14 protein-coding genes and 1 tRNA gene are annotated in these 13,003 nt (G+C 40.4%); 10 read left to right on the top strand and 5 right to left on the bottom strand.

Going from position 1 to position 13,003, the window contains the following annotated elements; translation table 11 throughout:
• Positions 1–168 precede the first annotated feature (168 nt).
• Positions 169–495, top strand: coding sequence for a hypothetical protein (locus VYJ22_RS10385; RefSeq protein ID WP_329903982.1), 327 nt, complete (start codon positions 169–171; stop codon positions 493–495).
• Here VYJ22_RS10385 and VYJ22_RS10380 read toward each other — a convergent pair.
• Positions 452–871, bottom strand: a complete 420-nt coding sequence (locus tag VYJ22_RS10380) for a YkvA family protein (protein WP_329903981.1) — start codon at positions 869–871, stop codon at positions 452–454. The genes VYJ22_RS10385 and VYJ22_RS10380 overlap by 44 nt on opposite strands.
• A gap of 140 nt (positions 872–1,011) precedes the next feature.
• Between VYJ22_RS10380 and VYJ22_RS10375 the strand changes: the two genes are divergently transcribed.
• Entirely contained in the window at positions 1,012–1,518 is a 507-nt protein-coding gene (locus tag VYJ22_RS10375; RefSeq protein ID WP_329903980.1) for an RNA polymerase sigma factor, read from the top strand.
• Between the two features lie 389 nt (positions 1,519–1,907).
• Here the strand turns inward: VYJ22_RS10375 and hemN are convergent, their stop codons facing one another.
• The 4 genes from hemN to VYJ22_RS10355 form a co-directional block, all read right to left on the bottom strand.
• Positions 1,908–3,284 (bottom strand): oxygen-independent coproporphyrinogen III oxidase, encoded by a 1,377-nt coding sequence (gene hemN, locus VYJ22_RS10370; protein ID WP_329903979.1) that lies wholly within the window; start codon positions 3,282–3,284, stop codon positions 1,908–1,910.
• Positions 3,281–4,495 (bottom strand): MFS transporter, encoded by a 1,215-nt coding sequence (locus VYJ22_RS10365; RefSeq protein ID WP_329903978.1) that lies wholly within the window; start codon positions 4,493–4,495, stop codon positions 3,281–3,283. Before VYJ22_RS10365 ends, hemN begins: the two co-directional genes overlap by 4 nt.
• On the bottom strand, positions 4,492–6,579 hold the full coding sequence (locus VYJ22_RS10360; protein ID WP_329903977.1) for a TonB-dependent receptor: 2,088 nt from the start codon (positions 6,577–6,579) through the stop codon (positions 4,492–4,494). Before VYJ22_RS10360 ends, VYJ22_RS10365 begins: the two co-directional genes overlap by 4 nt.
• Before the next feature lie 132 nt (positions 6,580–6,711).
• Positions 6,712–7,065: a hypothetical protein gene (locus VYJ22_RS10355; protein WP_329903976.1), complete on the bottom strand. Its 354-nt coding sequence runs from the start codon at positions 7,063–7,065 to the stop codon at positions 6,712–6,714.
• A gap of 425 nt (positions 7,066–7,490) precedes the next feature.
• Between VYJ22_RS10355 and VYJ22_RS10350 the strand changes: the two genes are divergently transcribed.
• From VYJ22_RS10350 to VYJ22_RS10315, 8 genes are all read left to right on the top strand, one after another.
• Positions 7,491–8,189 carry an energy transducer TonB gene (locus VYJ22_RS10350; RefSeq protein ID WP_329903975.1) on the top strand — a complete coding sequence of 233 codons (699 nt, stop codon included), beginning with the start codon at positions 7,491–7,493 and terminating at the stop codon, positions 8,187–8,189.
• A 110-nt stretch (positions 8,190–8,299) separates the two neighbouring features.
• Positions 8,300–9,286, top strand: a complete 987-nt coding sequence (locus VYJ22_RS10345; RefSeq protein WP_329903974.1) for a polyprenyl synthetase family protein — start codon at positions 8,300–8,302, stop codon at positions 9,284–9,286.
• Between the two features lie 11 nt (positions 9,287–9,297).
• Entirely contained in the window at positions 9,298–10,089 is a 792-nt protein-coding gene (locus VYJ22_RS10340; protein ID WP_329903972.1) for a TatD family hydrolase, read from the top strand.
• Positions 10,090–10,243: 154 nt separating this feature from the next.
• Positions 10,244–10,331: transfer RNA gene (locus VYJ22_RS10335), tRNA-Ser, on the top strand.
• Positions 10,332–10,414: 83 nt separating this feature from the next.
• Positions 10,415–11,254 (top strand): MotA/TolQ/ExbB proton channel family protein, encoded by an 840-nt coding sequence (locus VYJ22_RS10330; protein WP_329903971.1) that lies wholly within the window; start codon positions 10,415–10,417, stop codon positions 11,252–11,254.
• Positions 11,255–11,269: 15 nt separating this feature from the next.
• Positions 11,270–11,746, top strand: coding sequence for a hypothetical protein (locus tag VYJ22_RS10325; protein ID WP_329903969.1), 477 nt, complete (start codon positions 11,270–11,272; stop codon positions 11,744–11,746).
• 41 nt (positions 11,747–11,787) lie between these two features.
• Positions 11,788–12,411 (top strand): ExbD/TolR family protein, encoded by a 624-nt coding sequence (locus VYJ22_RS10320; protein WP_329903968.1) that lies wholly within the window; start codon positions 11,788–11,790, stop codon positions 12,409–12,411.
• Positions 12,411–12,896: an ExbD/TolR family protein gene (locus tag VYJ22_RS10315; RefSeq protein WP_329903966.1), complete on the top strand. Its 486-nt coding sequence runs from the start codon at positions 12,411–12,413 to the stop codon at positions 12,894–12,896. Before VYJ22_RS10320 ends, VYJ22_RS10315 begins: the two co-directional genes overlap by 1 nt.
• Positions 12,897–13,003 lie beyond the last annotated feature (107 nt).

Here is a 13,003-nt window from a genome sequence, read left to right as displayed (position 1 = left end):
CATGTTTGCATAGCCTCTTAGAAACGTACAAAATAAGGTGAGACTGTTGCAAAAGTCAACAGTCTCATGGATTTTGGAGGCAAAGCCGACAAAAGACACTTTGACCGGGCAGAGAAGGTAAAGTGCAAGGCGCTAAGAGAGAGTGCACAGAGAGTTTACTTCAGGTAAATGACCAAGCGTGAATCTCGCAAGCAACGAAGCAATTTGCCTGCTATGCAACGGTCTCAAGGTGTGAAATTGTGCGGTTTTTACATAATGATAAAGATTACACCCACATTACTCCCAGGCGCAATACTTTGTTCTCATGATGCGAACAGTTTTTATTTGCTTTGGAATGATGTGGGTGCTTACCTTTATTGTAATGCTGTGGATGTACGACCCTCTGATGCAGTTGACTATGGTATAGGAGCTATAGTACGATCAATAATGCTGGTCCAATGTGAAAAGGTGGTTATTGAGCCTTTGCCGCAAGTTTGTTACATGAGAATAGCTTGATGGCCTTAGCATGAGCCTTGGCTCTTACGTTGGGCGTTACCTTCGCTCCCAATACGCTCATCACAATAGCTGCTACTGCAAGATCATCACTGAATCCGGCAAGAGTGAAAAGGAAGTCGGGTATAATATCTATAGGTAAAATAAAATATCCTAAACATCCCACGAGCATCGCTTTCTCCTTTGTTGTCAGAGGTAGCCCCTCCCCTTTGAGCAAGTAGTAGAGAGATAAGAACTCCTCTGTGGCTACTTGGCCTATTGCAATCCCGGATCGAACGAGTTTGTTTTTGAGTTTCGACTCATCATAGTATTCTTTGTATCGCGATAGATTTTTGAGATCTGAAGGCAATCTTTTCAAAAGAGAAAAAGGGATTTTCATTGTTTCTATTTATTATGTGATAGAGAAAATCTATTAAAAATGTTAAAAATGAAATTTGCAAGTCTGGAAACTTTTTTTAACTTTGTAATATAACAAATCGAAAAGCTCAATTTGTTCACATACAACAAAAAATAATCGTTATGAATTCACTGCAATTTCAGAAAAAACTTTTAGGGATGCAAGATTATATGAAGAATTTTGCACTATCTCTCACTGCTGATATGGCCGATGCAGAGGATTTGGTGCAAGATACTACATTAAAAGTCTTAAATAATAGGGAGAAGTTTGTTGATAATGTAAATTTCAAAGGATGGGTTCTTACCATCATGAGGAATATCTTTATCAATAACTATCATAAAATTGTTAGAAGTCAGTCTGTTATAGACTATGGTGTTGATCCCTATAATGTGTCTATACTTAATGAGGGTGGGTATGAAACTCCTGAGGGCAGCCTTGAGATCAAAGAGATATCAGAGGCTATCGAACGCCTTTCAAACTCGTTGAAAGAACCTTTTTCAATGTATGTTTCGGGTTATAAATATAATGAAATAGCCGACGCTCTTGATATTCCATTGGGTACGGTAAAGAGCCGTATCTTCTTCGCAAGACAAGAATTGCAGAAGGAGTTGAAAGATATGAGGTATTAGTTTTTAGGAATATTTTTGATTGATTTGAAAAAGGGTTCTCTGTAAGGAGAGCCCTTTTCTTTCATCTATCCGCTGCATTTCTATTTGTGTGTTTACAAATAATTACATTCTTGTTAAGATTTTGTTTTGCTTTCATATTGATTGTTTAACATTTATTAGCATTAATTAGGGCCTGTCATTATTATCTATCACGGATAGTGTCTCAAAAAAGTGTGTAAATCTTAAGAGTATTATCTTGGATTTCTGAAGGGAAAACAATAATAACACTCTTAAGACTTATACATTTTTGGGGATAATACCAAAAAGACGCATAACCAGAATGGTTATGCGTCGAGGTCATATTTGTATGAGAGAGCACTCTTTCTGTGAGTTATTCTCGTGTATATTGTTTATAGAGTTCTGGAGTACTTGTTTTGTTCAGGCTTGTATTGAGGATCAAAGGCGGCTGCAATGTTGCGTACCACCATCATTCCTGCTTCGTTTACGGCTATGGAATCAGTGCCTAGTGTCACGATGCCGTCTTGTAGCTGTGAAGCTACTTTGCTTTGGTCGAACGCTGTGCAGATGTAAAAGTCGGCCATGCTGATTCCATACTTCTCTGCAATACTACCGAAGTGCAGTTTGCCGTTGCACATGATCTCATCTATGGTGTCGCGTATGATCTTGTCCTGTTGTGTGAGAGCATAGCCTCTTTCTGTAGCATATTTTCCCGATTGTATCAATGATACATATAGTGGAGTACTTTTGACATTCTGAGCATAAGCACCATCCATCTGGCTGATACCCGATGCTCCGAAAGCATACACTTGACCGGTAGTCTTCTTGGTATTGTAGCCTTGGAAATTACGGTGCAGGTTGTGCTCTCTGAGAGCTATAGCAAGCTCATCATCTTTTTTTGCGAAGTGATCCATACCTATCACATCGTATCCTGACTCAGAGAGGTAATTGATCGTATTCACCAGCATGGTCAGTTTTTCATCAGGTTGAGGGAAAGGATATATCTCCAGCCTTTTCTGATTTTCATTGAACCATGGTACATGAGCATAGGAAAAGGTAGCTAGCCTGTCAGGCTGTAAGCGTGCTATCTCTGCTATGTTTTCGGCAAAGCTCTCTACCGTCTGTAGTGGAAGTCCGTATACAAGATCGATGTTTACACCCTTGAATCCCTGAGATTTGATATGCTTGAGCATATCTTCCACAGGGTGAAGCGGAGGCTTGCGGTTGATGGCATCCAATACCGGAAGGTGAAAATCCTGAATACCCAGGCTGATCCTGTTGAATCCCATTGCTTTGAGGTGATCCACATGCTCGAACTCTAAATAAGCCGGACTGCACTCAATGGCGATCTCTGCACCGTCATCGAAAGTAAACACTTCTCTCAGGGTGTTCATGATGCTCTCAATGTATTCATACTTGATGGAGTTGGGGGTACCGCCTCCCCAGCTCACTTGGGTTACACGGCGCGACTTATCTACGTGAGCTCCCGTCATCCTGATTTCTGCTTGTACACAGCGTACATATTCTTCTATCTTTTCTTCACGGGGATATAGTACCGTGTTGCATCCGCAAAAGTGACATCGTTGCGGGCAGAAGGGGATATGGATATATATTGATATGTTGTGGGGCGAAGCTTGGTTGGATTGTTGTACAAACCGCACAAAATCTTCTCCCTTGAATGATGTATCAAAACTTGTGGCAGGCGGATAGCTGGTGTATCTGGGCACTGCCGTGTTATATTTATGTAAAAGGCTTTCTGAAATAATCATACAGCGTGGATGTTTTTCTCTCTTTTGCTGAGAGATAGGATGAAAAAAGTAAGTAAGGAGAGTCCTGCTTCGATAAGAAAAAGATTACTATAACCCCATAAATCCGATATTTTGCCACTCATAGAGGATATCAAAAGACTACTCAGGTGAGTGAGCATGATCTGGATGGTAAAATCGGTACCCTCCCTGCCGGGTCTTACCTGATCCATGGATATAGTATATACTCCCACGGTGGACAATCCATAGGCTCCCCAAATAAGAGCAATACCCATATATAGCATGCCACGGGTGGGGGATTGTATACCGGAGATAACCCAGAAGTATAATGCAGTAATAAAGCTTATACCCAAGAAGAGATACAAAGCCTTTTTTCTCCCTATAAGTTTTATGGTAAATCCGCTGGCAAAAGCGCATAGCGCAGCTACCGAACAGCCAAATATACCAAGCATGAAAGCGATTTCTTTGGTGCTGTAACCAAGGTCCACCATGAAAGGCTTGAGCATCGTCATGATACCGATGATACCCGAGTAATAAAAAATCAGAATGAGGATATGTGGCAGATTGTTCTGGGCGGAGAAAAATGCTACAATATCTTTGAGGTTTACCTTGCGAGAGGGAAGGGTAGCTTGCTGTATGGGAGACTGCTCTTTCCTAAGCAATAAGGGCAATACGGCCACTACAATAAATAGAGAGAGGAGTAGCAGAACATTGGACCATCCGTAGTAATGATAAGCCATAAGCAAGATACCGGTACCAAAAAGGCTACCTATAAAACTGCCCGCAGATTGCATGCTATTACCCAAGCCTCGCTCTTCCTTCTTCAGCGTCAGGATGGCGTACTTGTCTACTGCTATGTCCTGTGTGGCAGAAGCGATAAAGGAAAGTATGATGAGAATAACGATTAGGCTAAAGTCCGTTTTCAGACTAAACATTCCAATGCACAAAATCACCAATGCGTAAAACATTTCCGAGAAAACAATCCACCTTTTGAGACTGCCGGATGTGCGACCTTTGTTGTCTACCACAGGTGCCCATAAAAATTTGAATACCCACGGAAGTTTGATAAGTTGCAACAATCCTATCGATGCCAAAGAATATTGTTCTTGTCTCATGATGATAGGTACCACCGTGGAGAAGAAAGACATCGGTATTGACTGTGCTATGTATAGACTGAAAAGTATGGGGAATTTAGCCCAATCGTTTTGTTTCATTTCGGGAATTTTAGTGAAAGAGTTACACCGGCTTGGAAGGGCTTGCCTTTTTGGGCATAGGCCGTGTTTTCCGCACCCATGACAAAGAAGTGTGCCAAGTAATTTTTGTTTGTAATATTATTGGCCCAAAGGTCGATCTGTACAGCTCTGCGTATGATACTAATGCGTGCGTCAAGGAGTCCGTAATACTTTTGTTTAAGTGTATTGGCGTCATTGTAATAGAAATTGCCCGCACCCTTATATAAGGATGAAAGTATGATTTTGTCGGCAAAACCATTAGGTGCTAATGCAAAAGTTTTACGTAGCTGTACTGACAATGTGTTTTGTGGTACATAAGGGATATAATTGCCACTGTAATCACTTTTGTCATTCTTTTTGTTGTCAAGGAACTTAGCATGTGTGAATCCGTATGACCCCATGAGTTCGAAGCCGTGGATAGGAGCTGTGTGAAAGCTAAACTCTAATCCCTTGCTCGCAGAGTGTCCCGCATTGATAAGCATGGCACCTCCTACCTTGAGTGTGCGATAGATCTGCTGGTCTTTCCAGTCTATATAGAATAATGCCAATTCGGTAAACAGATTCTTATTGAACCAAGATGATTTTATCCCCAGTTCGAAGTTCCAGCTATATTCGGGCTTGAAGGTAACCTCATCCGGTTTGGAGAAGCTCGTATTGAATCCCCCGGTTTTGTAACCTCGGGCTATAGTCCCGTAGATATTATGATTGGGCATTTCGTAGGTAAGGGCCAGTTTGGGTAAGAATTCCAGAGAGTTTAAAGCCTTGAAGGTGGTATCTGCTTTGGTAGAGGTTCCTTTTGGGGTAATGAGGTCGTATTTATATTTGAGTACGTCACGCTCCATATCCATCCTGAGACCTGCCGTCAGATTGAGGTTTTCTACCAGCACGTTTTTTATAGTAGTCTGCTGGAAGAGAGCAGCCCCCATGATAGCATGATCATAGGTCTTGAATGTCTCAGTCTTTTTAGGGTAGGCATGAACCCTTACGTTATTGTCGAAATTTTGATAAAAGGCATTGACTCCGATGAGCATATTGTAACGCTCACTCCATTTGGATTTGAGTGTGAGATCTTGTGTAACCAAGTGCTGATTCTGTTTTTGGGTTACATAGGTTATGGAGTCTTTACTGAAGTCTTGGTCGATAGATTGGTTGTCTTTGAAGAACTGATATGATGTTGCGGATGTAAGCTCGTACTTGTCCGTATTGTATTTTACAAGAAAAGCATCGGAGATCATCCCTCTCTTGTAACTGCTGTATTGATTATAGGAGATGTCTTCAACTTTTTGGGTATTTGTATCGTATATTGCATAGGGGTAACCACCCTGATTGCTGATCTCAAAATTGAGGATATTCTCGAACGATAGCTTGGACGATACTATATAGTTCATTCTGTTTCTCATGCCGTAAGAGTTGATTTTATCCACTTTGCTATTGAGAAATTTATTGGTGAAAAAACCGTCACGATGCAGATAGTTACCACTTATAGAGTAAGCAAACTTGTCGGTAGGGCGTGCATAGTAACCACTACTTACTGTGTAGTCTCCATAGGTGGCTGCCTGAAGTTTTACATCCAATCCCTGATATTGCAGAGGAGACTTAGTTGTAACGTTGATGATTCCCCCCATAGTGTTTCTGCCGTACTCCGTGCCTTGGGGCCCGCGCAAGACTTCAATACGATTGATGTCGTAGAGGTCGAAATTCATGAGGGACTTGTCATAATAGGGTACATGATCCACATATAGCCCTACTGAAGGGGAATTTATTCTAGACCCAATGCCTCGGATATAAACGGATGATGTAAGTTTGGAGCCATAATCGTGCATGAAAAGGTTGGGCATGACTACGCTGATATTGGGCATGGTGTAGACACCGTTGAAACCTAGCTCGTCAGACGTAAGTACGCTCACAGATGCCGGAACTCTCTTGAATTGTATATGTTCCTTGGATGCCTCTACAACCACTTCATGCAGTTGTATGGTATCGATCTTTTCCGGTTCTGATGCCTGAATATAAAATGTATGGAGTAGAATAGCCGGGAGTATAAGCCATCTAAATAATTTTGTCATATTGGTTTGCAGTTTATTGTAAATAATTACTCATTGGTATCCCTAAGTGTAAGGGACATATGCTTTAGTGGGTATCGGGTACCTCACAAAGAGCATCATTCAGCATCCTTGTAAAATACTGAACACAGACGTTTAGCTGCAAATAAATGGGGGAGGTCTACTGAATATGAAGAGACGGTAGTCGGAGTCAAATCCGTCAATAGTTTTAGGGCAAAAGATTCGGGGCTTCGGAAGGAAGTGAATATAAAGAAGCTTTGTCCGTGGGAGCTTGCGATTGTATACTTTGCTGAAGAGATGGCATACTGCACCTGTGCTCCTATTGACTGTCTGTTTATGATCAGTCAAGTGTATGATGCGTAGCTCCTGATTGTCCTGAAGAGATTTTGCTTCTTTGGCACCAAATGGATTCAGCATAAATGTAATATACCCCAAGATAACCAATATCTCGGGTATAAAATGACTGAATACTATGTTGTCAAAAAACATAAGTGATAATCTCTAAATCGCTCTAAAAAGCTATATTAAGTTGTTTGTTGCTACAAAGGTAAGTGTTTTTTTTATATGTGTGTTTAGAAATATGTATGCTTACAGGTTTTGCAGGATGTATATACGGATAGTGCAGCATATGCCACAGGCATTAGTTGAGCAAGAATACCGGAACTTATTACTCATATATAAAAGGGGGAGACCATATTGTTTTTCATTATTTTATCTCGTGAGAATGTCAATCTTATAATTGTTTGACAATAAGGTTAAATATAATCTTGAAGGGGATGATAAAATGATAATTAACGCATAGTTTAAACTCTTTTTTTATTAAATACCCTTTTTTTCTGTCTATTATCATGAAAACATCAAAAAACTTTGTATTTTTGTCCCCACAGGATGATATTAAATAACACAGCAAGCATATGGAAATTAAAAAATCACCTCAAGCAAATCTTGAAAATCAAAAAGGTTTGTCCTTCCTACTAGGATTGGTGGTAGCTTTGGCGATTGTTTTTGTTTCGTTAGAAGCACGCACCAGCGATGCCGCGGATAAGATCGATAAAAAGGCATTGGATATTTCAGATATTGATGATGCGTTGGTGATTCAGGATCAAAAACAAGAAGAGCCTGAGCCCGAACCAGAGCCTCAACAAAAAGTGGAGGTTACACTTCCTGATGAATTTAAAGTTATGGACAACAGTGTCAAAGTAGAGAAAGTAGCGTTGGTTTCAACTGATGAACGTGATAAGTTGCCCCCTCCTGCACCTGTAATGGCTCCTAAGAAAACAGAAGAAAACTTGGAGCAGATCTTTGAGATTGTAGAGGAGAACCCTGAATTTGTCGGTGGTACTGCAAAGATGTACAAGTGGATGAAAGACAACTTGAATTACCCTGAAATCGCACAGGAGAATAATGTGCAGGGTAAAGTAATTGTACGTTTTGTTGTCGAAAGAGATGGTTCTATCTCCAATGTTGAGGTAGCAAGAGGTGTTGACCCTCAGCTTGACAAAGAAGCTATGAGAATGGTGAAAGCCATGCCTAAGTGGAAACCGGGTATGCAGCAAGGTAAAGCCGTTCGTGCTCGTTTCACTCTGCCTGTAGTATTCAAACTAAACTCATAAGGCATTGATAGATTATCTCAATGCTTCCCATTAGAGAGAGCTGCATTTCTTCATCGGGAATGCAGCTCTTGTCTCTAATATAGTACTCCATAAATTATTCAAATCCGTCCATGTATACTTATCAGGAACTTTTGACTCTTGTAGAAGAGGGTGTGGAAAACATATCTTTTAATACCTCGGGACCTAATAAACTTTATGAACCTATAAAATACAGCCTGGCAAACGGAGGTAAGAGATTAAGGCCTATGCTGTGCTGTATAGCCGCTCAGGCATTCGGCGGTAAAGAAGCTGTGAAGCAGGTGATGAACACGGCTTTGGCGCTTGAGGTGTTTCACAACTTTACCCTGCTCCATGATGATCTTATGGACAACTCTCCTATACGACGCGGTAAGCCCACGGTATATAAGAAATGGGGCGGTAATGTAGCCATCCTTTCGGGCGATGCTATGCTTACACAAGCCTATGTATTGCTTGCCGGTACCTCACGGAAAGAGCTTATCGCGCAGACCCTGGATCTGTTCAATAAGATGTCTTTGGAGATATATGAGGGGCAGCAGTATGATATGGAGTTTGAAGACAGAGATGATGTCACGGAGCAGGAGTATCTGCGCATGATTAGACTAAAGACCGCCGTGCTTCTTGCTACTGCCTTGAAAATAGGTGCTATTTACGGTGGGGCTTCGCTTATGGAGGCAGACTTACTTTATGATTTTGGTATAAGTCTCGGATTAGCTTTCCAGCTTCAAGATGATTTTTTGGATGTTTATGGCGATGAGAAGGTTTTTGGAAAACCCATTGGCGGAGACATCTCCAATAACAAGAAGACCATGCTTCTCATCAAGACTATGAATAAGGCTGATGAAATGCAACGCAAAGAACTCAATAATCTCTTGTCTTTGGGTATGGCTGACAAAGAGCGTAAATACAAATCCGTAGTAGCTTTATATGAGGCCTTGGGTGTGGACAAAGATGTGTCTAAGCTGATTAATGATTACGGGCAAGATGCTGATCGTATTCTTCAGAATCTCTCATGTGAACCATCGCATCTTATACCCCTGCATGATTTGGTGAAAAAACTGTCTGCAAGGTCGGTATAAACTTACTTAGGATGATAGACTCTCATACCCATATTTACGAGCCGGAATTTGATGATGATAGAGCTGATGTAATCATTCGTGCTCGTCAGGCAGGTGTGTCGCATCTGATCTTACCTAATATTGATGTCGAAAGCCTTCCGCGTATATTATCTTTACACAGCCAATATCCTCATTATACATCTTTGGCTTTGGGACTACATCCTACATCGGTGAAGTCTGACTATGAGAGTAAACTGCAAGAGATAAAAAACGCATTGATGCAAACCCATGTTGTGGCTATCGGTGAGATCGGTATTGATTTATATTGGGATAAGACCTTTATTAGCCAGCAGAAAGATGCTCTTGTGACTCAGCTACGATGGGCACAAGATATGGATTTGCCGGTAATATTACATGTTAGAGATGCCTTTAAAGAGGTGTTTGAGTGCATTGATGAAGTTGGCTCGGACAAACTCAGAGGTGTATTCCATAGTTTTACGGGCGATGAGGATGCGTTGAAAACAATCATTGGATTACCTACCTTTATGATTGGTATCAATGGTGTAGTTACATTTAAGAATTCACATCTGAAGAATATTATTCACACCATCTCATTGGATAGGCTTCTGATAGAAACTGATGCACCTTATCTTTCGCCTGTACCCAAAAGAGGCAAACGCAACGAACCCGCTTTCCTTATATATACCTTGGAATTTATCTCCAATTTATATGGAAAGGCAGTAAATGATATAAAAAATATAACTACCGCTAACGCCGTGCGACTTTTTTCTCTTAAATGTGAACATATTTCACCTAAAAATTAAAAAAGTAGGGTAATTATAGAGGATAAGTGACGAAAAAAACATAGATTTGCGGTTGAATCAGTGTAATCTTATTAATTAAAAACTTTAAGGAAGTAGGTGTTTCTTTTTATAGGTTTGATTAAGAGTTACATAATAATGGATATTGAATATAATTGGAGAGGTGCTCGAGTGGTTGAAGAGGCACGCCTGGAAAGTGTGTAAACGCCAAAAGTGTTTCGCGGGTTCGAATCCCGCTCTCTCCGCATATTTGTTACACTAACGTCATTGAGAATTAGAGATTAAAAAAACAATAACAAAAGAACTATTAATTCAAAAACAAATCACGATGAAAAAGTTATTTGCAACTATTGCGTGCATGGCTCTTCTGTCCGTAGGATTTAACAACGTGGCAATAGCCCAGGACTCTGTTCCTGCTGCAACAACTACCGCTGTTACAGACTCTGCAGCAACTCCAACTACTGAAGAAGCAACTGCTGAAACTGCAACTCCTGAAGCTGTTGTTCCCGAGGCTGCCGAGAACCAATCATTCCATCAAGCGTTGAAGACTAAATTTATTGAGGGTGGTGCAGACTTTATGGGTCTTGTAGCTATTACTTTGATCATTGGTCTTGCTATCTGTCTTGAGCGTATCATCTATTTGAACCTCGCAGATATCAACAACGAAAAACTCCTTAAAGATCTTGAGGCTGCTCTTGATCGTGGTGACGTAGAAGGTGCAAAAGACATCGCTCGTAACACTCGCGGTCCTGTTGCTTCTATCGCTTACCAAGGTTTGATGAGAATCGATCAAGGTATCGACGTTGTAGAAAAATCTGTAGTATCTTACGGAGGCGTTCAAGCCGGCCTTTTGGAAAAGAACCTTTCATGGATCACTCTTTTCATCGCAATGGCTCCTTCTTTAGGATTCTTGGGTACTGTAGTAGGTATGGTTATGGCATTCGACAAAATCGAAAAAGTAGGTGATATCAGCCCCACGGTTGTTGCCGGTGGTATGAAAGTGGCTTTGATCACCACTATAGGTGGTTTGATCGTTGCTCTTATCCTTCAGGTATTCTATAACTATATCCTTTCTAAGGTTGAAGCTATCTTGAACCGTATGGAAGATGCTTCTATCACTCTTCTTGATATGGTTATCAAATACAACCTCAAATACAAAAGAATCTAATAAAAAATAAAGATCATGGCTGTTACTAAAATCAGAAAAGTATCCAGCTGGACTTTATTAGCATCAATAGGTATCAGTCTTATTGTCGTTTTGATCTTCTTCTTTGGCGGTTCGCACATGGAAGGGGAGAATAAAGTCTACGAATTCACTGGATTACTTTTGAGTTGGACATATATATTATTTATTGTTTGTGTTATAGCGGCATTATATTTTGCTCTTATGGGTATTATCAATGCTTTCAAACACGATAAGAAATCGGCACTCATATCTATGGGAGGTTTTGCCCTTCTTGTGATTGTGCTTTTGATTTCTTATGCTATAGGTGACACCACTAAGATGGCAAACCTCAATATTGATTCTGCAAAATTCAATACTCCTCATTGGCTCAAGATTTCCGATATGTTCTTGTATTCAATCTATACAATGTTCACATTGGTTGTTGTAGCTATTATCTGGGGCACCGTTCGTAAAACGCTTGCCGGCAAACATTGAATAACGTAATCAAATAATCAGAATTAAAAACAAAAAGCATCATGGCTAGAAAGAAAAGAAAAGTACCCGCCCTTAACGGGTCATCATCTGCCGACATCGCTTTTATGTTGCTTATATTCTTTTTGATTACAACATCAATGGATACTGATAGAGGTCTTAAGCGCCGTCTTCCGCCGCTTTCACCGAAGCAGGAACAGAACGAACAACCTATTGAAATCAATGACCGTAACATTATGCGTATCCTTGTGGACCGTAATGACAAAATCGGGGTTTCGAGAAAAGTTGGCGGTGTTGATAATGTGATTGACGTTGATATAAGCAAGCTAAAAGATATGGCGGTGGAGTTTATCATGAATCCCAATGATCGTCCTGACCTTCCAGAAAAAGAAGTTCGTGATATACCGGGTCTTGGTAATCTGAAGGTAGTAACAAATGCATATGCTATCTCACTGAAGAATGAGATTGAAACCAGCTACCAGATGTACGTAAGCGTACAGAATGAGCTGATGAAAGCTTATAATGAAGTGTGGGATAAATTTGCAATGACTTACTTCCATCAGAAGTTTAATGAACTACCTCCTTCTAAGCAAAAAGCTGTTACAGAAGCATATCCGATGCACATTTCGGAGATGCCATTGTCTAACCTAACAAAACAGAAGCAATAATGGGAAAATTTAGCAAAGCCGGTGGTCGTGAAATGCCGGAACTGAATACTTCTTCATTACCTGACTTGGTATTTGCATTCTTGTTCTTTATCATGATGGTTACGACAATTCGTGAGGTAACGGCTAAGGTTTCTTACAACAATTTGCCTAACGCTACCGAATTGACTAAGCTCGAAGAGAAGTCATTGGTAACATTCATCTATATTGGTCCTCCTACTGAGGCGTATCAGGCTATGTATGGTACAAAGCCTTGTATACAGATCAATGAACAAATTACCCAAGATCCTAAAGCTGTGTACAGCTATGTAAAAGGGGAGCAGGGTAAGATCAAAGATGAACGTAAAAAGTTGATGACCGTATCATTGAAGGTAGACAAGAATACAAGAATGAAGATCGTTTCTGATGTAAAAGAAGAACTTCGTCGTGCAGATGCGCTCAATATTAGCTACTCTGCTCGAGAAGATCGTAGAAAAACAGAAGAATAATCATTTTTAGATTTTACTTCCGAAATTTATGAAGGCATTCCTCTAAAGGGAATGCCTTTTTTATATAACAACTTATTTACTAATAAACCTAATCGCAATTGCCATTA

The organism is Porphyromonas pogonae (assembly GCF_036320655.1).
Classification (GTDB): domain Bacteria; phylum Bacteroidota; class Bacteroidia; order Bacteroidales; family Porphyromonadaceae; genus Porphyromonas; species Porphyromonas pogonae.
This window is presented reverse-complemented; position numbering and strand designations above follow the sequence as displayed.